Annotated in this window: 18 protein-coding genes, 1 tRNA gene, 1 other RNA gene and 1 pseudogene; 10 read left to right on the plus strand and 11 right to left on the minus strand. The window is 64.2% G+C overall.

The annotated features are described in order from the left end of the window. Window positions 1–36: 36 nt before the first annotated feature. Both AC25Z0_RS04470 and aceE read right to left on the minus strand, forming a co-directional pair. Window positions 37–1,239, minus strand: a complete 1,203-nt coding sequence (locus tag AC25Z0_RS04470; protein WP_488132461.1) for a PucR family transcriptional regulator — start codon at window positions 1,237–1,239, stop codon at window positions 37–39. 7 nt (window positions 1,240–1,246) lie between these two features. After that, window positions 1,247–3,973 (minus strand): pyruvate dehydrogenase (acetyl-transferring), homodimeric type, encoded by a 2,727-nt coding sequence (aceE, locus tag AC25Z0_RS04475; RefSeq protein ID WP_488119003.1) that lies wholly within the window; start codon window positions 3,971–3,973, stop codon window positions 1,247–1,249. 256 nt (window positions 3,974–4,229) lie between these two features. On the opposite strand from aceE, the gene AC25Z0_RS04480 reads away from it, so the two are divergent. The 3 genes and pseudogenes from AC25Z0_RS04480 to AC25Z0_RS04490 all read left to right on the plus strand — a co-directional run. Continuing rightward, window positions 4,230–4,697 carry a peroxiredoxin gene (locus AC25Z0_RS04480; protein ID WP_488119004.1) on the plus strand — a complete coding sequence of 156 codons (468 nt, stop codon included), beginning with the start codon at window positions 4,230–4,232 and terminating at the stop codon, window positions 4,695–4,697. A gap of 136 nt (window positions 4,698–4,833) precedes the next feature. Further along, window positions 4,834–4,906, plus strand: a tRNA-Val gene (locus AC25Z0_RS04485). A 497-nt stretch (window positions 4,907–5,403) separates the two neighbouring features. After that, a pseudogene (locus AC25Z0_RS04490) lies at window positions 5,404–5,547 on the plus strand (DUF2809 domain-containing protein); the annotation flags it as partial. Here AC25Z0_RS04490 and AC25Z0_RS04495 read toward each other — a convergent pair. Continuing rightward, on the minus strand, window positions 5,527–6,501 hold the full coding sequence (locus AC25Z0_RS04495) for a DMT family transporter (protein WP_488132462.1): 975 nt from the start codon (window positions 6,499–6,501) through the stop codon (window positions 5,527–5,529). The pseudogene AC25Z0_RS04490 and the gene AC25Z0_RS04495 sit on opposite strands and share 21 nt — an antisense overlap. Before the next feature lie 45 nt (window positions 6,502–6,546). On the opposite strand from AC25Z0_RS04495, the gene AC25Z0_RS04500 reads away from it, so the two are divergent. Next, window positions 6,547–7,041 carry a MarR family winged helix-turn-helix transcriptional regulator gene (locus AC25Z0_RS04500; protein WP_488132463.1) on the plus strand — a complete coding sequence of 165 codons (495 nt, stop codon included), beginning with the start codon at window positions 6,547–6,549 and terminating at the stop codon, window positions 7,039–7,041. A gap of 56 nt (window positions 7,042–7,097) precedes the next feature. On the opposite strand, the gene AC25Z0_RS04505 is transcribed toward AC25Z0_RS04500, so the two are convergent. Further along, a complete protein-coding gene (locus AC25Z0_RS04505) occupies window positions 7,098–7,838 on the minus strand; it encodes an SDR family NAD(P)-dependent oxidoreductase (protein ID WP_488132464.1) in 741 nt (246 codons plus the stop codon). A 165-nt stretch (window positions 7,839–8,003) separates the two neighbouring features. Here AC25Z0_RS04505 and AC25Z0_RS04510 point away from each other — a divergent pair, with 165 nt between their 5' ends. The 5 genes from AC25Z0_RS04510 to rnpB all read left to right on the plus strand — a co-directional run bounded on the left by AC25Z0_RS04510 (window position 8,004) and on the right by rnpB (window position 13,594). After that, complete coding sequence (locus tag AC25Z0_RS04510; protein WP_488132465.1) at window positions 8,004–8,927, plus strand: DMT family transporter; 924 nt, start codon at window positions 8,004–8,006, stop codon at window positions 8,925–8,927. A gap of 4 nt (window positions 8,928–8,931) precedes the next feature. Then, window positions 8,932–9,753 (plus strand): Nif3-like dinuclear metal center hexameric protein, encoded by an 822-nt coding sequence (locus tag AC25Z0_RS04515; protein ID WP_488132466.1) that lies wholly within the window; start codon window positions 8,932–8,934, stop codon window positions 9,751–9,753. Between the two features lie 81 nt (window positions 9,754–9,834). Further along, window positions 9,835–10,572, plus strand: a complete 738-nt coding sequence (locus AC25Z0_RS04520; RefSeq protein ID WP_488119011.1) for a zinc ribbon domain-containing protein — start codon at window positions 9,835–9,837, stop codon at window positions 10,570–10,572. Window positions 10,573–10,706: 134 nt separating this feature from the next. Further along, on the plus strand, window positions 10,707–13,187 hold the full coding sequence (locus tag AC25Z0_RS04525; protein ID WP_488132467.1) for an MMPL family transporter: 2,481 nt from the start codon (window positions 10,707–10,709) through the stop codon (window positions 13,185–13,187). Window positions 13,188–13,210: 23 nt separating this feature from the next. Further along, window positions 13,211–13,594, plus strand: an RNA gene (gene rnpB, locus AC25Z0_RS04530) — RNase P RNA component class A. Window positions 13,595–13,630: 36 nt separating this feature from the next. Here the strand turns inward: rnpB and AC25Z0_RS04535 are convergent. From AC25Z0_RS04535 to map, 6 genes are all read right to left on the minus strand, one after another. Next, window positions 13,631–14,032: a DUF779 domain-containing protein gene (locus AC25Z0_RS04535; protein WP_488119518.1), complete on the minus strand. Its 402-nt coding sequence runs from the start codon at window positions 14,030–14,032 to the stop codon at window positions 13,631–13,633. Between the two features lie 92 nt (window positions 14,033–14,124). Next, window positions 14,125–15,648, minus strand: a complete 1,524-nt coding sequence (gene exaC, locus AC25Z0_RS04540; RefSeq protein WP_488119013.1) for an acetaldehyde dehydrogenase ExaC — start codon at window positions 15,646–15,648, stop codon at window positions 14,125–14,127. A 182-nt stretch (window positions 15,649–15,830) separates the two neighbouring features. Further along, a complete protein-coding gene (locus AC25Z0_RS04545) occupies window positions 15,831–17,189 on the minus strand; it encodes a GAF domain-containing protein (protein WP_488132468.1) in 1,359 nt (452 codons plus the stop codon). Between the two features lie 66 nt (window positions 17,190–17,255). Beyond that, window positions 17,256–18,749, minus strand: a complete 1,494-nt coding sequence (locus tag AC25Z0_RS04550; protein ID WP_488119015.1) for a serine hydrolase domain-containing protein — start codon at window positions 18,747–18,749, stop codon at window positions 17,256–17,258. Then, a complete protein-coding gene (ppgK, locus tag AC25Z0_RS04555; protein WP_488119016.1) occupies window positions 18,749–19,522 on the minus strand; it encodes a polyphosphate--glucose phosphotransferase in 774 nt (257 codons plus the stop codon). The genes AC25Z0_RS04550 and ppgK overlap by 1 nt, the downstream gene beginning before the upstream one ends. A 62-nt stretch (window positions 19,523–19,584) precedes the next feature. Beyond that, complete coding sequence (map, locus tag AC25Z0_RS04560) at window positions 19,585–20,451, minus strand: type I methionyl aminopeptidase (RefSeq protein WP_488119017.1); 867 nt, start codon at window positions 20,449–20,451, stop codon at window positions 19,585–19,587. A 12-nt stretch (window positions 20,452–20,463) separates the two neighbouring features. On the opposite strand from map, the gene AC25Z0_RS04565 reads away from it, so the two are divergent. After that, on the plus strand, window positions 20,464–20,652 hold the full coding sequence (locus tag AC25Z0_RS04565; protein WP_488119018.1) for an SPOR domain-containing protein: 189 nt from the start codon (window positions 20,464–20,466) through the stop codon (window positions 20,650–20,652). Between the two features lie 40 nt (window positions 20,653–20,692). Here AC25Z0_RS04565 and panB read toward each other — a convergent pair whose 3' ends face one another. Then, the gene (gene panB / locus AC25Z0_RS04570; RefSeq protein WP_488119019.1) at window positions 20,693–21,565 is read right to left on the minus strand and encodes a 3-methyl-2-oxobutanoate hydroxymethyltransferase; all 873 of its coding nucleotides are present in this window, start codon (window positions 21,563–21,565) and stop codon (window positions 20,693–20,695) included. Window positions 21,566–21,646: the final 81 nt, after the last annotated feature.

A 21,646-nucleotide genomic window follows, 5' to 3' on the forward strand; every position in this document is an offset into this window, starting at 1 on the left:
CCCGAAACGTTTGGTGGATTCGTTACACGGGCTGACTCAACGACGTCGAGAGCCGTCGTGGTCGCTGATCGAACCGATGATGAGCGCGGCCTGCAGAATCAACGCTTCCCTGGCTCCTGTTGCGTCGTAGCCGATGACTTCGGAGACGCGCTTGAGCCGGTAGCGCACGGTGTTCGGGTGCACAAACAGTTCGCGCGCCGTCGCCTCAAGCGACCGGCCGTTGTCGAGATAGCACCACAGCGTGGTGAGCAGCTCTGTCGAGTGTGCCTGCAGCGGCCGATAGACGCGATGGATGAGGGTGGCGCGAGCGAGAGGATCGCCGGCCAGTGCGCGTTCAGGCAGCAGATCGTCGGCCTGAACGGGCCTGGGAGCGTTTCGCCAGGCGCGCGCAACGGCGAAGCCGGCGAGGGCAGCCTTGGCGCTCTTGGAGGCGTCAACCAGGTTCGGCACCTCGTGTCCGAGTACGAGGTGGCCAGGGCCGAAGCTCTCTTCCAGCTGCACGGCGATTTCCATGAAGCTGAGCTGCGGGGCAGTGCCCGTGGCGTCGTCGCCCTCCGCTGGGGTGGGGTGGGCGCGACCAATGACCAGAACGAGCCTGTTTCCCTGCACGCCGATCAGGACATCCGCTGCCATGTGCCTGGCTGCGCGCCTGAGGTGGTCGACGTCGAGCATCTTCGGCGTCGTGCCGACGAGTACGCAGACTTCGCCGTGGCCGTGCCAGCCGAGGGCAGCAATGCGGCTCGGCAGCTCGTCGTCATATTCGCCGCTGAGGATGGAGTCGACGACGAGGGCTTCGAGCCTGGCGTCCCAGAGACCGCGAGCTTCGGCAGCCCTGGCGTAGACATCCGCTGCGCCGAAGGCGATCTCACGCGAGTAGAGCAGGATCGCTTCTCGGAGCGACTCGCTGCCGTCCTTGACGCGTTCCTCGACGACCTCAACAGTGATTCGGATGAGCTGAAGCGTTTGCTGCAGGCTGACAGATCGGAGCAGCTCGCGCGGAGCGGCACCGAACACGTCAGCCGCGATCCAGGGTGTCGAGGTCGGGTCCTCGAACCAGGAGATGAACGACGTGATGCCGGCTTGCGCGACGAGGCCGACGGCGGACCGCCGCCCTGGTGGCATATCGCCATACCAGGGCAGCGTGTCCTCGAGGCGCTTGAGAGTCGCCGTGGAGAGCTCGCCTGAAATCGTTCGAAGCCAGGCGAGCGTCTGCTCTTTCGTTCTGGGCGCCGGTGCCACGGTGTGGTTAGCTTTCGCCCCCGGCAGAGCCGGTGGTTCCAGCGCTCACATCGTGCAGACGGTACTTCTCGATCGCTGCACTGACCAGGCTGCGGTCAACCTTGCCCTGACGGGCGAGCAGCTGGAGCGTGCGAACGACCATGGAAGGGCCGTCGATCTTGAAGTAGCGACGAGCAGCTGCGCGGGTGTCAGAGAAACCGAAGTCGTCAGCACCGAGCGTTGCGAACTCGCCGGGGACGAACTGGCGAATCTGGTCAGGCACGGCGTGCATGTGGTCGGAAACAGCCACGAACGGTCCCTCTGCGCCAGCAAGCTTTGCCGTCACGTACGGGACGTGCTCCTCGTCTTCCGGGTAGAGGAAGTTGTGCTCCTCTGCCGCAAGGCCGTCACGACGCAGCTCAGTCCAGGAGGTGACGGACCAAACGTCAGCCGATACGCCCCAGTCGGCAGCGAGAAGCTGCTGGGCTTCAAGCGCCCACTGCACACCGACACCGGATGCCAGCAGCTGGGCCTTCGGCCCGGCAACGGTCGACCGATTCAGCTGGTGGATACCGCGCACGATGCCATCGACGTCAACGCCTTCCGGCTGGGCCGGCTGCACGTACGGCTCGTTGTAGAGAGTGATGTAGTACATGACGTTCGGATCCGTGTGGGTTCCGCCGTACATGCGGTCGAGGCCTGAGCGCATGATGTGCCCGATCTCGTAACCGTATGCCGGGTCGTACGACACAATCGCCGGGTTGGTTGAAGCCAGCAGGTGCGAGTGGCCGTCGGCGTGCTGCAGGCCTTCACCGGTCAGCGTGGTGCGGCCGGCCGTTGCTCCCATGATGAACCCACGGGCCATCTGGTCGCCGGCTGCCCACATGGCGTCGCCGGTGCGCTGGAAACCGAACATGGAGTAGAACACGTAGATCGGGATGAGCGGCTCACCCTGGGTGGAATACGTGGTTCCCATGTTCGTGAACGCGGCCATGGCGCCGGCTTCGTTGATGCCGACGTGGTCGATCTGGCCCTGCGGGCTCTCCTTGTACGCCAGCAGGAGCTCGCGGTCGACGGAGGTGTAGTTCTGCCCATTCGGGTTGTAGATCTTGGCGTTCGGGAAGAACGCGTCGATGCCGAAGGTGCGGGCCTCGTCCGGGATGATCGGAACGATGCGGTTGCCGAAGTCCTTTGACCGCAACAGGTCCTTGAGCAGACGCACGAATGCCATGGTGGTGGCGATCTCCTGCGAGCCGGAGCCCTTCTTCGAGATCGCGTACGTGGAGTCGTCCGGCAGGTTGAGCTGCGTGTACTTGGCGCGACGCTCCGGCACGTAGCCGCCGAGTTCGCGGCGACGCTCGTGCATGTACTGGATGGCCGGGTCCGAATCGCCTGGCGTGTAGTACGGCGGCAGGTACGGGTTTTCCTCGAGCTGGGCATCCGTGATCGGCACGTGCATGCTGTCTCGGAACGTCTTGAGGTTGTCGAGCGTCATCTTCTTCATCTGGTGGGTCGCGTTGCGGCCCTCGAAGCTCGGTCCGAGGCCGTAGCCCTTGACGGTCTTCGCCAGGATGACGGTCGGCTGGCCCTTGTGCTCAGATGCGGCCTTGAATGCTGCGTACACCTTGCGGTAGTCGTGGCCACCGCGCTTGAGGTTCCAGATCTCGTCGTCGGTGTATCCGTCGACGAGCTGAAGGGCGCGCGGGTCGCGGCCGAAGAAGTTCTCGCGCACGTATGCGCCGCTCTCAGCCTTGTAGGTCTGGTAGTCGCCATCCGGTGTGACGTTCATCAGGTTCAGCAGTGCACCGTCGGTGTCGGCCTTGAGCAGGTCGTCCCACTCGCGACCCCAGACAACCTTGATGACGTTCCAGCCGGCACCGCGGAAGAAGCTCTCGAGCTCCTGGATGATCTTGCCGTTACCGCGCACAGGGCCGTCGAGGCGCTGCAGGTTGCAGTTGATGACGAAGTTGAGGTTGTCGAGGCCTTCGTTGGCAGCGACCTGAAGCTGGCCGCGGCTTTCAACCTCGTCCATCTCACCGTCGCCAAGGAACGCCCAGACCTGCTGGTCGCTGGCGTCCTTGATGCCACGGTTCGTCAAGTAGCGGTTGGCCTGTGCCTGGTAGATCGCGTTGATCGGGCCAAGGCCCATCGACACCGTCGGGAACTGCCAGAACTCCGGCATGAGGCGAGGGTGCGGGTACGAGGAGAGTCCTCCGCCTGCGTGGGACTTCTCCTGGCGGAAGCCGTCGAGCTGGTCGGTGCTGAGGCGTCCTTCGAGGAAGGCGCGAGCGTAGGTTCCGGGGGAGGCGTGGCCCTGGACGAAGACCTGGTCGCCACCACCTGGGTGGTTCTGGCCACGGAAGAAGTGGTTGAAGCCGACTTCATAGAGCGCGGCTGACGACGCGTAGGTCGAGATGTGCCCACCGACGGCGATGCCGGGGCGCTGGGCGCGGTGCACCAGAACGGCTGCGTTCCAGCGGATCCACGCGCGGTAGCGACGTTCGACTTCTTCATCACCGGGGAACTCTGGCTCGTTCTCTGCGGCGATGGTGTTGATGTAGTCCGTGGTCGGAACCATCGGAACACCGAGGTGAAGTTCCTTGGAGCGCTTCAGCAGGCTGAGCATGATCTCCCGACCACGCTGGTGTCCCTCGGCGGCAACAAGCGAATCCAGTGACTCCGACCATTCGGCGGTTTCTTCTGGATCTGTGTCGATGTTATTCATCGAGTACGGGTCCTGGTCGTTGACAGTCACACTCGACCTCTCTCTGTTGGGCTGACCGTGGGATGAGCAGATCAAGCCTGATTATTCGTGCCGGAGACAAAAACGGGTCGGATTACGACCATTGGCACCGACCCCAGCCTAGTGAGTAAGTAATGGGTCTGCATGCGCCCCGCCCTGCCGTGGCGACCACGGCTGGTCGTGCGGATTGTTGGTTCCTGCAGGCAGCAGGGCTAGAGTGGCTCACCGTGCTCAGGCTAGGTATTGCGGCACGGAAAGGACATGCACCATGGCTTTGGAGAATGACACCCAGGCGCCTGATTTCGCTCTCATCAATCAATTCGGTGAGACGATCCAGCTCAGCCAGTTCAGGGGTGAGAAGTCAGTTGCTCTTGTTTTCTTCCCTCTCGCTTTCTCGGGAATCTGCAGCAGCGAGCTGTGTGAATTGCGCGATAACCTCGCCCTCTTCGCCGACAGCAACGTTGAACTGATCGGCATCTCTGTGGACTCTCGTCACGCGCTGCGTGCCTGGGGCGAGCAGGAAGGCTACGGCTTCAACCTCGTCTCCGACTTCTGGCCGCACGGCTCTGTCGCGAAGGAATACGGCGTGTTTCTCGACGTCAAGGGATTCGCAAATCGCGCGACCTTCCTCATCGACAGCTGCGGCATCATCCGTGCAAGCTTCATCACCGCCCCAGGCGAGCCGCGTGCGATCGAGGCCTACCGGGCTGCGCTCTCTGAGCTGCAGCCGGCCTAGTCGATCTGCTCGCCGGCTCGGACACGACGTGACACGCGACGCGCCCGGGCCGCCGCAAACTGGCCGTCGATTTCTGACTCCGGCGCTGGTTTCTGTATGATGTGAAACGACCTGATTCGCGGTAACGCGTTCGTCGGGGCCTTTAGCTCAGCTGGTAGAGCGCCACGTTTACACCGTGGATGTCATCGGTTCGATCCCGGTAGGGCCCACAGTGAAAACCCCCGAGAAATCGGGGGTTTTTTGCGTCACCCCGCGGTATGGCCACGCGACGACGTCCTTCAGTGGTTAAACAATGGAACGGATGGCGTAATCGGGGGAATGCGCCATCCGTTCCGCGTGGTTGTTCGGGTCAACCACGACTCTCGAATGAGAGATCGTGAGATATTCTCGCGTCGTTCCAGACCCGTCGCGAGCCGCAACTTTAGGGGTGATCTCGTCGTCTACCCCTGCGGCGTGAGACGGCTGGCTTCTGGGTGCTGGCACCCCAGTGGCGTATCCTCTGCCCGTGTCACTTAACGCCTCTGCCGCTTCTGCCCCCAGCGGCCCATCCCACGCCGCACGCGCTGACGTGATCGCTCGCCGATCCGTCCGGCACCGTCGCAGTGTGGTCGGAGCCGCCGCCCTGGCCGTCGTGGCACTGGGCCTTCTCGTGCACGTCGTGACCGACGGGCCGCTGGGTGATTTCGTCGCAGACGCCCTCTATGCCGTGTGCGCTTACCTGGCGCTGGCATTCGCCTTCCCGCGGGCGCGACCACGACGTGTTGCCCTGCTCGCCTGGGCGATGTGCGTGGCGATCGAGCTGTTCCAGCTCACCGGGGTTCCCGTTGCGTTATCGGGCTTCACGCCGTTCCGGCTCCTGCTCGGCACGACGTTCAGCACGCTCGACCTGGTTGCCTATTCGCTTGGTGTGCTCGTTGTGCTCGGCTGTGACAGCGGAGTGCGGAGCCTGTGGTTGGCGCGTCACCGTGACAAGGGCAATTGAGCCAAGCACAACCAGCATGCCGATGACTTGCGTCGGTGCGAGGGTTTCATTCACGACCAGCCAGCCAAGCAGCACCGCAACGACCGGGCTCAGGAGCACGAGCATGGCCGGGATTTTCGTGGGAAGGCGCGCGATGCCGCGAAACCACGCGACATACGCGAAAGCGGTACCGACCAGTGCCAAGTATGCGTACCCCGCGAGATTCACCGGGGTCAGCGGCGTGCTCGGGAATCCCTCCAGCAGCCACAGCAGTGGCACGAGGGTCAGGCCGCCGGCGATGAGCTGCCAGGCCGTGGTCGCCAGCGGCGGGGCCGGTTGGCCCCACTTCTTCGTGAGCACGATTCCGGATGCCATGGAGAGCGTGCCCAAGGCGGCCGCCAGCAACCCGACGGAGTCAAGCCTGGCCTGCGCCTGCAGCACGATGAGGGTGACGCCGAAGACGCCCGCCGCTCCGCCGATCACCGTCCGTGCGCGGAGGCGCTCGTGCAGCACGCGACTGGCGAGTACCGCGACGACCAGCGGCTGGAGTCCGCCGACGACAGCCGCAACGCCGCCCGGCAGTCGGTACGCGGCAATAAAGAGGAGGGCGAAGAACGCGCCGATGTTGAGCACGCCGAGCACCCAGGACTTCCACCACCACGAGCCGCGCGGCATCCGTCTGGCGAGTGCCAGAAGCAACAGTCCGGCCGGCAGTGCCCGAATTGTTGCGGCGAGCAGGGGTCGATCCTCTGGGAGGAGCTCCGTCGTGGTCAGATACGTGGTTCCCCATAGTATGGGGGCGACGGCTGTCATGAGGACGAGAGACACTCGATTGCTAAGCACTTAGCCATAATAGCTAAGCACTTAGCGAAAGGCTAGGGTGGATCCATGACAGACCAAGACCACGTCGATCACATTCTTGCGCAGTGGCATGCGGAGAAACCCGCACTCGACGTCTCACCCATGAACGTGATTGGCCGGCTCAGTCGCGCGTCGGCGGCCGTGAACGTGCGCCTGGGGGAGACCTTCGCGAGGCACGGGCTCGATTCGTCGTCGTTCGACGTGTTGGCCACCTTGCTGCGGAGCGGATCGCCATACCGACTGACGCCGGCCATCCTCGCCCGCGATTCAATGGTGACGACCAGTGCGGTGGCCCAGCGATTGAACAAGCTGGAGACGAGGGGACTCGTGTCGAGGGAAGCGAATCCCGCCGACGGCCGCGGGACAGTGGTGGCGCTCACCACCGCCGGCAGGCAGCTGATCGAAGCCGCATTGCCAGACCACCTGGCCACGGAGCGCGCCATCACGGCCGCGCTGAGTGACGCAGAGCAAGCGCAGATTGCGTCGCTGCTGCAGCGACTGGCTGACGCAGCCGGCGCCTGACGCCGGCCGATGCCGGCCGACGCAGGCCGACGCAGGCCGGGATGGTGGCTGCGTGCCTAGAGCCCGCCGGCGACTCGGATAATCGTGCCGGTTGCGTATCGGGCGTCGTCGGAGAGAAGCCAGGCCACGGCGCCAGAGATGTCATCTGGTTCACCTGCTCGTCCGAGCGGGACTGTCTTCGCAACGTGCGCCGGCCTGGTTGGGTCGCGGTGGAAATCAGTCCAGATCGTGCCGGGAGCGACGGCGTTGACGCGGATGCCGAGTGGCCCAACCTCCCGGGACAGTCCAACGGTCAGCCCGTCAACGGCCGCCTTCGAGGCCGCGTAGTGCACATAGGTTCCCGCGCCACCGAGCGTGGCTGCCGCCGATGAGATGTTGACGATCGCGCCGCCTCCAGACGTCGTGAACTCGCGAACGGCGTACTGGGAGCACAGTATGACGCCCACAAAGTTGACGTCGATGTCGCGCCGGATGGCTGCGATATCGTTCTCAGCCAGCGTGCCGATGGCCCCGGCCGAGCCGGCATTGTTCACCAGTCCCGTCACCGTTCCGAGATCGCGTGCGCGTGTGAACAGAGTCGCGACAGACGCCTCGTCTGTCGTGTCGACCTGCACTGTCAGGGCGCGGCGCCCGATTCGCTGTACATCTCCCGCCACGGCTTCCGCGGCGGCCTCGTCCTGAACGTAGCCGACGATGACATCGTGGCCGTCGTGTGCCAGCCGCCGACAGATCGCCGCACCGATACCGCGGCTTCCGCCCGTCACGATGGTCAGAGGTCTCGGCTGCGTCATTGTCATGTCCAATCTGTGGGCGGCGCGCTTCTCAACGCATAGCCATCGTGCCAGTTCGACACGACGCCATGTGGATACGGCCCGCGCGCATCCTGCCCATACACTGTCGGAATCAGCCAGCATTCGCGCGGCGTGGTCAGTGAGTGGTGCGAGAGAAATCAGAGAGAGCGGATGCCAGTGGGGCAGAGCAATCGCGGTGTCGTTCCCATCCTGATCGCGGCGCTGCTCTGGGGCACAACCGGCACGGCCGCCCACTTCCTCCCGGCAAACGTCAGTCCGCTCGCGACGGGGGCCGCGACCATGGCCATCGGCGGTGGACTCCTGTTTCTGCTCTCCATGCGGGGCGCGCTGCGTGCCATGGCAGATCGCTCAGTGCGGGGCTGGCTCGTCGCTGGCGTCGCCGGTATCTTCGTCTACCCACTGGCCTTCTACAGCTCGATGAATCTGGCCGGTGTCGCCATCGGCACGGTGGTCTCGCTGGGCTCTGCCCCGATCTTCGCGGCAGCGATCGAGTATCTGGTTGACAGGCGAGGGATCTCCGCCCGGTGGGCGCTCTGCACCGTCATCGCCGTCGCCGGTACCGTCATGTTGGTGGTTGGCAGCCCGGCACAGGGCGATTCCACCTCAGACCAGAGCTTGCTTGGTGTGCTGCTCGGACTGCTTGCCGGCCTTAGCTACGCGCTCTACACGGATGCCTCTCGTCGCGTCCTGGCGGCCGGCCACGGGTCGAACGCCACCATGGGCGCACTGTTCGGCCTCGGTGCGCTCTGTCTCGTCCCTGTCTTGCTTCTTACCGGAGCGCCGCTGCTGCAGTCGACGTCGAGCATCGGGATCACGGCGTACCTGGCACTCGGCCCCATGTTTCTGGCATACATCCTGTTCGGCGCCGGTCTTCGTACGGTAACCAGCAGCACGGCAACGACAATCACGCTCGTCGAGCCGCTGGTCGCCACTCTCCTTGCGATCCTGGTGGTCGGTGAACAGCTCGATCCGCTCGGCTGGCTGGGCCTCGCCCTCATCATGGTCGGCGTCGTCGTGCTGGTGTGGCCACGAAGGCAATTCCCCACGGCGGACAGGGCGCGACCGGTAAGCTGACCAGGTGTCAATTACGCTCGCCAACGCAACCCAGATCATCCATGAACTGTGGCCGTTGTCCGGCGCAGAGCCATGGGATGCCCCTGGCCTCCTGAGCGGTGACCCCGCACAGGAGATCACCTCCATCCTGCTCGCCGTCGATGCCGTGGCCGACACGGTCGACGAAGCCGTTGCCGTCGATGCCGACCTGCTGCTGGTGCACCACCCGCTGTTGTTGCGCGGCGTGACCTCTGTGGCAGAAGACCGGTACAAGGGCGCATTGCTGGCCAGGCTCATTCGCGCGAACTGCGCGCTGATTGCCGCACACACCAATGCCGACGTCGTCGAAGACGGCGTGTCAGATGTGATCGCCCAGAAGCTCGGCCTGGGAGGAATACGGCCCATTGCACCAGGGGCAACGCCGGGTGTCGGCATCGGTCGAGTCGGCCGGCTCGCTGCACCGACACCGCTCGGCCAGCTCGCCCGTGACCTGGCCGGAATTCTGCCTGCAACGGCATCCGGTGTTCGCGTTGCGGGAGAATATGGCACGCTGGTAGAAACCATTTCGCTGTGTGGCGGAGCGGGTGATTCGCTCCTCAATCACCCTGCGGTTCTGGGGTCCGATGTCTACATCACGGCAGACCTGCGACACCACCCGGCGTCGGAGTCCAGGGAGCAGGCGCGGATCTCCGGCTCAGGTCCCGCGCTCATCGACGTGTCACACTGGGCAAGCGAATGGTTGTGGCTCGACACGGCAGCAGAACAGCTCAGGGCAGCACTGCCTGGAGTGCGTGTGAGTGTCAGCGACCTGCGCACCGATCCCTGGGATTTCGTCGTCACGCAGTAGAGGTTCGGCACCAGCCACCTCGCGTGACAATACAGTGGCTCCACAATTTTGTAACTCAACACTCGTAAAGGTCAGGAAACAGTGAAGGCAACCCCCGTAGCCCAGAAAGAGCTCCTTAGGCTCCAGGCGCTCGACACCAAGGTCCAGCAGCTTGAACACAAGGCAAAGGCCCTTGCGCAGCACGCGGAGATCGCCGCCCTCGTCGCAACGGATGACGCGGTGAAGGTTCGCTACGTTGCCCGCCTCGGTGAACTCGACGACGTGCGCACTGAACTGTCGCGCATCGAATCCGATGTCGAGGTCGTGGAAAAGCGGATCGCGCGCGACTCCGAACGGATGCAGCACACGTCATCCGTCAAGGACGTGCAGGCTCTCGAAACCGAGCTTGCCGCTCTCACGAAGCGCCAGTTTGACCTCGAGGAGATCGAGATCACCGTGATGGAGCGCCTCGAAGAGCACGAGAGGGCACTCGCGCAGGTCACCGGTGAACGCGAAGAGATCGCCGCCCGTATTGCAGAACTCTCGGTGGAGCGCGACGCCGAACTGGTCGAGGTCAACAAGGAACTGAGCGACCTGGTGCGCGATCGCGATGCCATCGCCGCCGGCATCCCCGATGAGCTCAGTGCTCTCTACGAGAAGCGCCGTGTGGCCGGCCACGGCCACGGAGCAGCCCTGCTGCGTGCGCGTACCTGCAGTGCCTGCACGATGACGCTCACCGGCAATGACCTGCAGGCCGTGCGTTCAGCTCCGGCCGACGACGTAGTGTTCTGCCCAGACTGCGGTGCGATCCTCGTGCGCACCGAAGAGTCGGGCATCTAAGTACCTGAGCATCTAAGCACCTGATGCAGAAGGGGGCACCGTCGTGAGGCGGTGCCCCCTTCTGCGTTTTGCGATACCGGTGATCCGGTGCGCGAGACGGTGCGTATCATCAAGATGTCTCGCGAAAGGACATCATGGCTGAGCTGTTATACCGTTTGGGCAAATTCTCTGCGCGTCGCGCCTGGCTGGTCATTGCCGCCTGGGCCGTGATCCTGGTTCTGGCCATCGGCGCGTTCCTGATCGGATTCAAGGGACTCAGTTCAAGTTTTGACATCCCCGGCACTGCGTCCGGTGCCGTCACCGACGAGCTCTCAGAGCAGCTTCCCGATTTCAGCGGCGCTTCAGGAACGGTGGTCTTCACCACCGAGGATGGATCTGCTCTCTTGAGCGAGCAGAAGGCCGCAATCAGCGAGCTCGTGGCGGGTGCCACCGCCCTGCCGGATGTCGCAAACGTTGTTGACCCGTTCGCCACTGAGGCGGAACGCGCTGACCAGGCGGCCCAGATCGAGGCCGGGCGCACGGAGATCGCCGCCGCACGCGCTCAGCTTGACGCAGGGCAGGAGCAGCTCGACGCAGCCCAGGCACAGCTCACTGCCGGGCAGGAACAGCTCGACGCGAGCAGGGCTCAGGCCGAAGCGGCTGGAGCCTCGACGGTGGAGCTCGATGCCGCGCAAGCACAGCTGACTGCGCAGCAGGCGCAACTCGACCAACAGCAGGCCGCGCTGGCCGAGTCCCTCGCCACCCTGAATGCCCAGAGCACCAAGCTGGAGCGTGGGGCTGAATTGCTCTCGCTCGCGCAAGGCATTCGAATGGTCTCGGCAGACGACGCGACAGCGATCGTGAACGTTGCATACACGGTGCCACGCCTGGAGCTGCCGGAAAGCTCCAAGACGGCGACCATCGACTACTTCGAATCCACCCCAATCGAGGGCGTCGAGGTGTCGTTCTCCTCCGACATCGCCCAGAGTGTGCCTCAGCTTGTCGGAGTAGGCGAGGCGATCGGCGTCGTCCTGGCTGGGGTCATTCTCGTCATTGTGCTCGGCTCCTTCATCGCAGCCGCATTCCCCATCGTCACGGCACTCGTCGGTGTCGGCATTGGCGCACTGGGAATCCTTGCATTCTCCGGCGTCATCGACATGACGAGCGTGACGCCGATCCTGGGGGTCATGCTCGGACTTGCAGTGGGAATCGACTACTCCCTGTTCATCATCAATAGGCACCGTAAGCAGCTGCTGCGGGGTGCCGAGGTGCATGAATCCATCGGGCTGGCCAACGGAACCGCCGGTAATGCCGTGTTGTTCGCTGGTACGACGGTCATCATCGCCCTGCTCGCGCTCAACATCACGGGTGTGCCGTTCCTGGGGCTGATGGGCACTGCAGGCGCCCTGAGCGTGTTGATCGCTGTCCTGATCGCCATCAGCCTCACCCCCGCACTGCTCGGCCTCGCGGGAACACGGGTGCTTGGGAAGAAGGCCACGGCATCCGTTGGCAGCCCAGACGTATCGTCTCGCGCGGTGAAGCCCATGGGCACACTCCGTGCCGTCGTCACTGCTGTCCTCACGATCGGCGTGCTGCTGGTCATTGCGCTCCCGTCGCTTTCGATGCGCTTGGGCCTGCCAGACGGGTCGTCAGAGCCGGTGGGTTCAGCGTCGTATCAAGCCTTCACCGTCGTGGGGGAGTCATTCGGCGAGGGCGCAAACGGCCCTCTTCTGGTCACGGCAGCTCTGCCGCCCGGCCTCGACGAAGAGGGCCTGCTCGCAGCGCAGGTGTCAGTTGCTCAGGCAATCGCTGAGCAGGACGACGTTGTCGCCGTCGCGCCGATCGCCGTTTCGGACGACAGCCGCCTCGCTGCATTCCAGGTCCTGCCTGCTGAGGGGCCGAACAGCGCCTCCACAGAGCAGTTGGTGCGCGACCTGCGCGGCCTGACGGCCATAGACGGCGACATCACACTCGGGGTTGCCGGTCAGGCCGCGATCAACATCGATATCTCAGAGGCACTGGCGGATGTGCTGCCGCTGTACCTCACCGTTGTGGTCGGCCTGTCGTTCCTCATCATGATTCTGGTGTTCCGCTCGTTGCTCGTGCCGCTGATCGCGACAGGTGGATTCATCCTGTCCCTCTTCGCCACCTTCGGTGCGATCGTTGCTGTCTTCCAGTGGGGCTGGTTTGCCGAGATTCTCGGTATTCACAGCGCAGGTCCGATCCTGAGCTTCCTTCCCGTGATCCTTGTCGGCATCCTCTTCGGGCTCGCAATGGACTACCAGCTCTTCCTCGCAACGGGAATGCGAGAAGCGTACGTGCACGGAGCCCCAGCGCGCCTCGCCGTCGCCCAGGGATTCCGAGCCGGCCGGGCGGTGGTCATCGCGGCTGCCCTGATCATGGTTGCGGTGTTCTCCGGCTTCATCAGTTCGGATTCCAGCATGATCAAGTCGATCGGATTCGGTCTGGCCTTCGGCGTGCTCGTCGATGCGTTCCTCGTGCGGATGCTGCTGATGCCGGCGATCATGCATCTGCTCGGCACGTCTGCCTGGTGGATCCCGCGCTGGCTCGACCGTATCCTGCCCAATGTGGATGTCGAAGGCGCAGCCCTCGAACGGCAGCACGAACTCCACTGAGCCAGTAGGCTTGACGTTTGGAATGGGTCGGCAAGACGGTCGCGTCATCCGGATCTTCGGATCAGGATGCCGAGGAACGTCCGGGCTCCATAGAGCAGGGCGGTGGGTAACACCCACCCGGGGTAACCCGCGAGATAGTGCCACAGAAAGTAGACCGCCTGGAGCTTCGGCTCTCGGTAAGGGTGAAACGGTGGTGTAAGAGACCACCAGAGGCCAGGGTGACCTGGTCGGCTCGGTAAACCTCGCCCGGAGCAAGGTCAGACAGAAAACGCTAAGGCTGCTCGCCGAGTTTTCGGGTAGGCCGCTAGAGGGCTGCGGCAACGTAGTTCGTAGATAGATGACCGTCGACGGTGTCGTGTTTCGATGCGACACCTGGACAAAACCCGGCGTAATAGCCGGCCCATTTCATTTCCCGCGTCTCCTCCGCTGGCGTCATACGCCGATCAGGTGAACGGCGTTGCGGTCTCCATCAGTCGTGAGCGGATGAGGAAACGCACGCCCTCTGGCGCCTCGGCTGAGAATCCGCTGCCACGTCCCTTCACCACGTCGACGGTGAGATGGGTGTGACTCCAGTACTCGAACTGTTCGCGCGACATCCAAAAGTCGATGAGTTTCGGTGCTTCCTGGGTGCCGATATCGAACTGGCCGAGCCGCACATCCTGGTCGGAGGTGATGAAATCACCCGCCGGGTAACACATGGGTGAGCTGCCATCGCAGCATCCGCCCGACTGGTGGAACATCAGCGGGCCGTGCCTGTCCCAGAGTCGGCCGAGCAGTTCAATGCTCGCGCCGGCGAGGGCGACTCGCGAGAGCCGTTCGCCCGGCAGGGTGACGGATGCCTCCATCATGCTGGCTCCAATCGTCAGGGCGGTCGGTCCGCTCGTTCTGCAGGAACAGACCGACCGCCTCGCGGTGAACGCGCGTGTAGTGAACCGGCTTAGAAGTAGCCGAGCTGGTCCTCCGAGTACGACACCAGCAGGTTCTTGGTCTGCTGGTAGTGCCCGAGCGCCAGTTTGTTGTTCTCGCGGCCGATGCCGGAGCTCTTGTAGCCTCCGAACGCGGCCCCTGCCGGGTAGGCGTGATAGTTGTTCACCCAGATGCGCCCGGCCTTGATGTCGCGTCCAGCCCGGTATGCCACGTTGCCGTTGCGTGACCACACGCCTGCTCCAAGGCCGTAGAGCGTGTCGTTCGCCTGCTGGATGGCGTCGTCGTAGTCGGTGAAGCTGGTCACGGCGACGACAGGGCCGAAGATCTCCTCCTGGAAGATCCGCATGGAGTTCTCGCCTTCGAAGATGGTCGGGGCCACGTAGTATCCGTCGGTGAGGTCGCCGCCGAGGTCAACGCGCTCCCCGCCCAGGATGAGCCTGGCACCCTCCTGCTTGCCGATGTCGATGTAGCTGAGGATCTTCTCCAGCTGATCGTTGGAGGCCTGGGCGCCGACCTGGGTGTCTGTGTCGAGCGGATTGCCCTGGATGGCTTTCTTGGTGCGTTCGACGCCGGCGCCGAGGAACGAGTCGTAAATCGATCTCTCTACCAGCGCCCTGCTCGGGCAGGTGCAGACTTCGCCCTGGTTGAAGGCGAAGAGCACGAAACCTTCCTGGGCCTTGTTGTAGAACGCGTCGTCGTGGTCTGCGACATCCTTGAAGAAGATGTTGGGGCTCTTGCCGCCGAGCTCAACGGTGCTCGGGATGAGGTTGGCGCTGGCGTACTGCAGGATGAGGCGCCCTGTTGTCGTTTCACCGGTGAAAGCAATCTTGCGGATGCGGGGGCTGGAGGCGAGTGGCTTGCCCGCCTCGATGCCGAAGCCGTTGACAATATTGACCACGCCGGGCGGCAGGATGTCGCCGATCAGCTCGATGAGCACGAGGATCGACACCGGTGTCTGTTCCGCCGGCTTCAGGACGATTGCGTTTCCGGCGGCGAGGGCCGGCGCCAGTTTCCACACGGCCATTAGGATCGGGAAGTTCCAGGGAATGATCTGCCCGACTACGCCAAGGGGCTCGTGGAACTGGTACGACACCATGTCACCGTCGAGCTCTGCGTGGTCGCCATCCTGTGCCCGGATGGCGGCGGCGAAGTAGCGGAAGTGGTCGCTGGCCAGCGGCAGGTCGGCGTTCAGCGGTTCGCGAATCGCCTTGCCGTTGTCCCACGTCTCTGCAACAGCGAGCAGCTCGAGGTTGTCATCGATGACGTCTGCGATGCGGTTCAGGACCGCGGCGCGCTCTGTGGGGCTTGTCCTGCCCCAGGCCGGCGCTGCGCGGTGAGCGGCATCGAGCGCGAGCTCGATATCGGCGGCTGTGCTGCGGGCGACCTCTGCGAATGGCTTTCCGATGACGGGGGAGTAGTCCTCGAAGTACTCGCCTCCCACCGGTTTCACCCACTCACCGCCGATCCAATTCTCGTACCGTGGCTTGAAGGTGACTTTCGCATCGGGTGTTCCCGGGGCGGCGTAGATAGTCATAACGCTCCTGTTCGACGACTCTGTCTGAGGTGGAGGACCGGGTGTGTCCTCTGTCGCGAGCATAGGAGCGTGGGGGTTGCAGCCAGGTTGCACGGGTCGCAGGCGGCGCCTCGCACTCCTTGTATGGAAGTCGTGCCCGAGTCGCACTGTAGTGGTTCAGCGATCTCAGTTGTTCAGCGGACTCAGTGGTGCGCAGGAAGTGGTGCGAGTTCCTTTTCGATCATTTCGAGCCGCGCGACGACGGCCGCCCGCTTCGGTGAACGCAGGGGCAACAACTGCAGGCAGGTTCGCCACACCTCGGTGTCGAGAGCCGCATCGGCTGTGCGCGCGTAGGCAAGCAGCGTCTCTGCAGAAGCATCCGTCAGGATGGCTGTCCTGAGCGCTGTGCTGACCTCAGACCGGATGGCCACGATGCCTGGTGCCTCAGAGTGGCGAAGCAGCGGCCCGGCATAGGCGGCCAGCGCCACCTTGTGCGCTCCACGGGTGAGGAACGCCATGACCCGCTGGGCGTCCAACTCCAGAGGGACGCCGAGCCGATACGGCTTTGACTCCAGGACCAGCATGGGGGCGGCCTTCTGGAGCTGACGCCGCAACCGCACCATTTCAGCGCGCACGGTCACGATCGCCGCGTCGGTCCCGTAGAGCAGCTCCGCCAGGGCTCCGGCCGTGAGACCGGCACCGTGCCAGGCCAGGAGGGTGAGAATCTCGGCGTGCCGCTGGCTGAGGAAAATGGAACCGCCGCCAACCTCGAGCCTGCCTCCGTCGACTCCGAGCGCCGTCAGCCGTGCGGTGGACGCGGTGGACGCGGTGGACTGCGTGGCACCGAGAGCATGAGCGCTCGCGTGCGGGTGCGGACGCGTAGGCGATGCGGCGAGCCGGTCCCGCTGCGTCACCCTCAGCTCCGCCTCGACAGCGGCCACGGTCGCCTCGATGAGCGACAGGGTCGCCGGATCGACGGCATCCGCTTCGCCTGTGATGTCGATCACGCCGAGAATCGCGCCACTCGACGGATCATGCACGGGGACGGCCGAACAGCTCCACGGGTGCACGATCCGGTTGAAATGCTCTGCTCCGTCGATCTGCATGCTGCGATCGAGGGCCAGGGCGGTGCCTGGCGCGCTGGTGCCGACCGCGTTCTCTGACCAGTCGGCGCCCTCGACGAAGAGCATCGACTCCGCCTTGTGTCGAAGGCTGCGATCGCCGTCAATCCACAGCAGGCGCCCCGACTGGTCGCCGATGGCGACGATCAACCCTGAATCAAAGGTGTGCCGAATGAGCAGGTTGTGAATCGTGGGCAACACGAGGGCAAGCGGATGCTCGCGGCGATAGTCCCGCAGCTCGTCATCGTCGAGACTGAGGGCGGCCAATGGCTTGTCTGGGTCGAGCGACAGGTGGAGCGACCGCTGCCAGGACTCCAACACCAGCCTGCGGACCCCCGACGGTGCGAACGGATCGGCCAGTGATATCCCGGCCATCGACTGCACATGGGCCTTCTCGACGACGCGGCGTGATGAACGGTCCACCATGCCTCCGATCGCCATTGCCCGAGTGGCTTCAGACTACTCGGGTGTGTGGCAGACGGGAGGAGAATCTGCTCTGGTCGGCGCCTACCGACCGACGCGGTCCGGTGAGAACTTCAGCGTCTGCACGCGCGGGGGATTCTCTGGCGTCAGCTGGATCTCGATCCGCAGGCGGCCTGCTGCACCGGGCAGATACCAGGCCAGATGAGCCGGTGAGACGGAGCTTTCCTCAACGGCTTTGTGCTCGCCTACGTCACCATCTACGTCACCGTCTACGTCACCGTCGTGCTGCACGAGCCCGCCGATTGCCGTAATCGCCGCAGCGAGCGTGGCGTGGCGATGATCGAGTGGCTCGTCGAGCGGGACGTTGTCTGCACAGAGCGCCGCTACGGCATCCGGGTTCCAGTCGTGTGCGAGCGCGGTGATGGCAGCCTGCGCGGCGCGGGTTGCCGGCCAGAGGGAGACAGGCAAGGCGGTAGGCGGGCCGACCGTAGTGTCCTGGCCGGCGATGACGCGATCGAACGCCTCTGTTGTGGGAACGGAGACGCGGGAATACGTTCCGTTCTCGTAGGCGACAATGCCGCGCCTGGAACGCGTCGACCAGCGCATATGGGCCGAGAAGCCCGGGTATCCGCCGGAATGGGACACCACTGTCTCGTCGTCTGCGTAGTGCTGTACGAACAACCCGTAGCCGTAGCCACCTGGGTGCGAGGGCAGGCCTGCGGTGAATCGCTGGACCTGCTGCATCTCACGGCGGGAGGAGCGCGACAACACGGCATCCGTGTGCTGGGCGCCGGGCGCGTCGTCGAAGGCGCTGACCAGCCAGCGCGCCCACGAGCTGAGGTCGCGCAGCGTGCTGAACAAGCCGCCGATCGGGGAGAAAGCCCCAGGCTGCGAGAACGGCAGATAGTCCCAGGTGTTGTCGAGCCAGCGGGCGCCGACGGCAATGCCCTGTCTGGCCGGCACCGACGTGTCGAACCCCGTGGCGCCAAGCCCCAGCGGAAGGAGGAATCTTTGCGTGATGAAAGCCCGATAGTCGGTGCCGCTTGCCTGTTCGATGACCCGGCCGAGCAGAGCGTAGCCGAGGTTGGAGTACGCGAATCGCGTTCCAGGCACCGACTCGAAGCTGAGGCCGCGAGCGAGCAGGCTGTCAAGGTCAACGGCCGTCATCGATTCCTGCCGGTCGGCCCATGGGTCGTCGGTGGGCAAACCAGCCGACATGGTCAGCAGCATCCTGATCGTGGGAACGGGGGAGTCAGCGCTGGGAAGCGCCACTGCATCAAAGGCGGGGACGAATCTCGTGATGGGGTCGTCGAGGTGCACCAGTCCCTCATCGCGGAGCGCAAGGATTGCCGCGGCTGTGAAGCTCTTGGTGCACGATGCGATGCGATAGGCCGTATCGGGTCCTGGGACGGAACCGTCGCTGAGCCGGCCGCGCGCGTCGGAGTGGGCGAGACGAGTCTCGTCGAAGACGCCCCAGACAACGCTCGGGGCAGCGCCCCTGGCGTGATGCTCAATGAACGAGCGGTCGACATCACGTCGATGTGCCTGAGTGAGAACGGGTGCGGTGCTCGTGGTCATCAGCCGGGAAACTTGACCGCAAGCGCGGCCGAGCCGAGGATGCCGGCATTGTTGCGGTGCACAGCCGGCACGATCGGCGTCTGCAGGCTGAGCAGCGGCAGGAATTCCTCGTGGTGCTTCGAGACTCCACCGCCGACGATGAAGAGGTCGGGGGAGAACAACCTCTCGAGCGTTGAGTAGTACTTCTGCAGCCGCTTGGCCCAGGCTTCCCAACTCAAGTCGTCGCGTTCCTTGGCGGAATACGCAGCCTTGGTCTCGTAGTCCTTGCCGTCGATTTCGATGTGGCCGAGCTCGGTGTTCGGTACAAGCACGCCGTCGTTCAGGAGTGCGGATCCGATACCGGTGCCGAGCGTGGTCAACAGGACAACGCCGGGAACGTCCTTGGCCGCGCCGAACTCTGATTCGGCGTAGCCCGCGGCATCCGCGTCGTTGACGAAGTGAATGCGCTGGCCAAGCGTCTGCTCAAAGAGCTCCTCTGCGGCAAGGCCGATCCAGTCCTTCGAGACGTTCGCTGCCGACATGGTGCGACCGTTCTTCACCACAGCTGGAAAGCACACGCCAATGGGCAGCTGTGCGTCGTCGGGGGAGAGCGTGCTGAGCAACTGCCGGGTTGTCTCGACGATGTCCTTCGGCTTTCCGCCCTTGGGCGTTGCCAACTTGACTCGGTCAGAGAGCAGTTCACCTGTGGAGAGGTCGACAATGGCCCCCTTGATGCCGGTGCCGCCGATGTCAATCCCGATGGCCGTCGTGGCAGCCGTGCCCGTTGCATTCATCCTGCCAACTTACCCGCTGCTGGACCCGTTCGCCGGTCGACGTGCGTGCCGACGCCGGCGAATTACGGCAGAGTCAGGATGTCTGCGCCGCGTTCGGTGACGACCAGGGTGTGCTCGAACTGGGCCGTCAGGCTCTTGTCCTTCGTGGTGACCGTCCAGTCATCCGCCCAGATGTCCCACTCGTGCGTCCCGAGCGTCAGCATCGGTTCGATCGTGAAGACCATGCCGACTTCCATGACCGTGTTGTAGTCGGGGGCTGAGTCGTAGTGCGGGATGATCAGGCCGGAGTGGAACGCTTCGCCGACCCCGTGCCCGGTGAAGTCACGCACGACGCCGTAGCCGAAACGCTTGGCGTACGACTCGATGGTGCGGCCGATCACATTCACCTGTCGGCCGGGGGCTACGGCTTTGATGCCGCGCGCGAGTGCTTCCCTGGTGCGCTCGACGAGAAGCGTCGCCTCGTCGCTGGCATTGCCAACGATGAACGTCGCGTTGAGGTCGCCGTGCATCCCGTTCTTGTACGCGGTGATGTCGATATTGATGATGTCGCCATCGCGCAGCACGGTGTCGTCGGGGATGCCGTGGCAGATGACTTCGTTGACAGAGCTGCACAATGACTTCGCGTAGCCGCGGTAGCCGAGTGTCGACGGGTACGCGTCGTGGCTGATCAGGAACTCGTGTCCGATCGCGTCGAGTTCGTCCGTTGTCACGCCGGGGACGATGGCTGCCGCAACGGCCTCAACCGCCTGCGCAGCGATGCGACCGGATTCCCTGATCAGTTCGATCTGCGCCGGAGCGTAGATGTTGTTGCCGGAGTAGGGAGCCGGTGCCTTCTTGCCGACGTACTCGGGTCGCGCAATATGCGACGGAACAGCGCGAGGGGGAGATACTCTCCCCGGAATCAGGTGACCGGCAGAATCATGAGGCATAAGATCAAGCTTATGGCCGAAGATCGCGAACACCTGTTTTGGTACAACATGCGCACCGGCGCCGTCGAGCAGGGCTTCCAATCGCCCTCAAACGACCGTGTCGGTCCATTCCAGACGAAGTCTGAAGCGGAGCATGCCCTCGACAAGCTGCGCGAGAACAGCGCCAAGTGGGCTGAAGAAGACGCGGAAGACAACCGCTAGACCCACGCGCTGCCGTGGCTATTCGTAGCCGTGAGCTGTCCTATTCGTAGCCGTGTTCTGGCGCCGGGTACGCCCCCGACTCGACATCGGCCCTGAACTGGGTCACGGCATCCGTCAAGACTGAGCGCACGTTCGCGTACTGGCGGACGAAGCGCGGCACCCTGCCCTCTGTCATGCCGGCGAAGTCGGTCCAGACGAGAAGCTGGCCGTCGACGTCTGGCCCTGCGCCCACGCCGATTGTGGGGATGTCGAGCCGCTCAGTGATCATCGCTGCAACGGATGACGGCACCATTTCGAGCACCACGGCAAACGCGCCGGCCTTCTGTACTGCAAGCGCGTCTTCCAGCAGGCGTTCGGCTGCGGCGCCCCTGCCCTGGATGATGTGCCCGCCGAGCCCGTGCTCACTCTGCGGGGTGAAGCCGATGTGCGCCATGACTGGAATGCCGGCAGAGACGATGCGCTTGATCTGCTTGCGACTGCGCTTGCCACCCTCGAGCTTCACGGCGTGCGCGCGTGATTCCTTCATGAACCGCACGGCAGTGTGCAGCGCCTCTTCTGGGCCGCCCTCGTACGAGCCGAACGGCATGTCTGCGACGACGAGTGCCCGCGTGACGGCATCAGATACGGCACGCGTGAGCGGAATCAGCTCGTCAACGGTAACCGGCAGTGTCGTTTCGTAGCCGAAGACGTTGTTGCCGGCTGAATCGCCAACGAGCAGGAAGTCGATTCCGGCCTGGTCGAAGATCTGCGCCGTGAGCATGTCGTAGCTGGTCAGGCCCGTGATCGGGATGCCCTGCTGCTTGGCGTTCTGGAAGTGACGGGTGCGCACGCGCTTCTGTCCAGCGGGAGCAGCGCCGTATGGCTTCTGTTCGTCGGCGGCAGCGGTGACGGAAGAGCTGTTCAGGTCAGGCATGGCTCCAGTGTAGCCAGCATGATTTGGGCGCGCCGCTGGTGGGTCCCTCTGCCCTGATAGCGCCTCTAGCCACTACCCTAG

The organism is Leifsonia sp. Y862 (genome assembly GCF_057669585.1).

Coding starts and splice junctions, on each gene's coding strand:
- AC25Z0_RS04480 (WP_488119004.1), top strand. CDS start 4,230: ATGGCTTTGGAGAATGACACCCAGGCGCCTGATTTCGCTCTCATCAAT.
- AC25Z0_RS04500 (WP_488132463.1), top strand. CDS start 6,547: ATGACAGACCAAGACCACGTCGATCACATTCTTGCGCAGTGGCATGCG.
- AC25Z0_RS04505 (WP_488132464.1), bottom strand. CDS start 7,838: ATGACAATGACGCAGCCGAGACCTCTGACCATCGTGACGGGCGGAAGC.
- AC25Z0_RS04510 (WP_488132465.1), top strand. CDS start 8,004: ATGCCAGTGGGGCAGAGCAATCGCGGTGTCGTTCCCATCCTGATCGCG.
- AC25Z0_RS04525 (WP_488132467.1), top strand. CDS start 10,707: ATGGCTGAGCTGTTATACCGTTTGGGCAAATTCTCTGCGCGTCGCGCC.
- AC25Z0_RS04535 (WP_488119518.1), bottom strand. CDS start 14,032: ATGGAGGCATCCGTCACCCTGCCGGGCGAACGGCTCTCGCGAGTCGCC.
- exaC (WP_488119013.1), bottom strand. CDS start 15,648: ATGACTATCTACGCCGCCCCGGGAACACCCGATGCGAAAGTCACCTTC.
- AC25Z0_RS04545 (WP_488132468.1), bottom strand. CDS start 17,189: ATGGCGATCGGAGGCATGGTGGACCGTTCATCACGCCGCGTCGTCGAG.
- AC25Z0_RS04550 (WP_488119015.1), bottom strand. CDS start 18,749: ATGACCACGAGCACCGCACCCGTTCTCACTCAGGCACATCGACGTGAT.
- ppgK (WP_488119016.1), bottom strand. CDS start 19,522: ATGAATGCAACGGGCACGGCTGCCACGACGGCCATCGGGATTGACATC.
- map (WP_488119017.1), bottom strand. CDS start 20,451: ATGCCTCATGATTCTGCCGGTCACCTGATTCCGGGGAGAGTATCTCCC.
- AC25Z0_RS04565 (WP_488119018.1), top strand. CDS start 20,464: ATGGCCGAAGATCGCGAACACCTGTTTTGGTACAACATGCGCACCGGC.
- panB (WP_488119019.1), bottom strand. CDS start 21,565: ATGCCTGACCTGAACAGCTCTTCCGTCACCGCTGCCGCCGACGAACAG.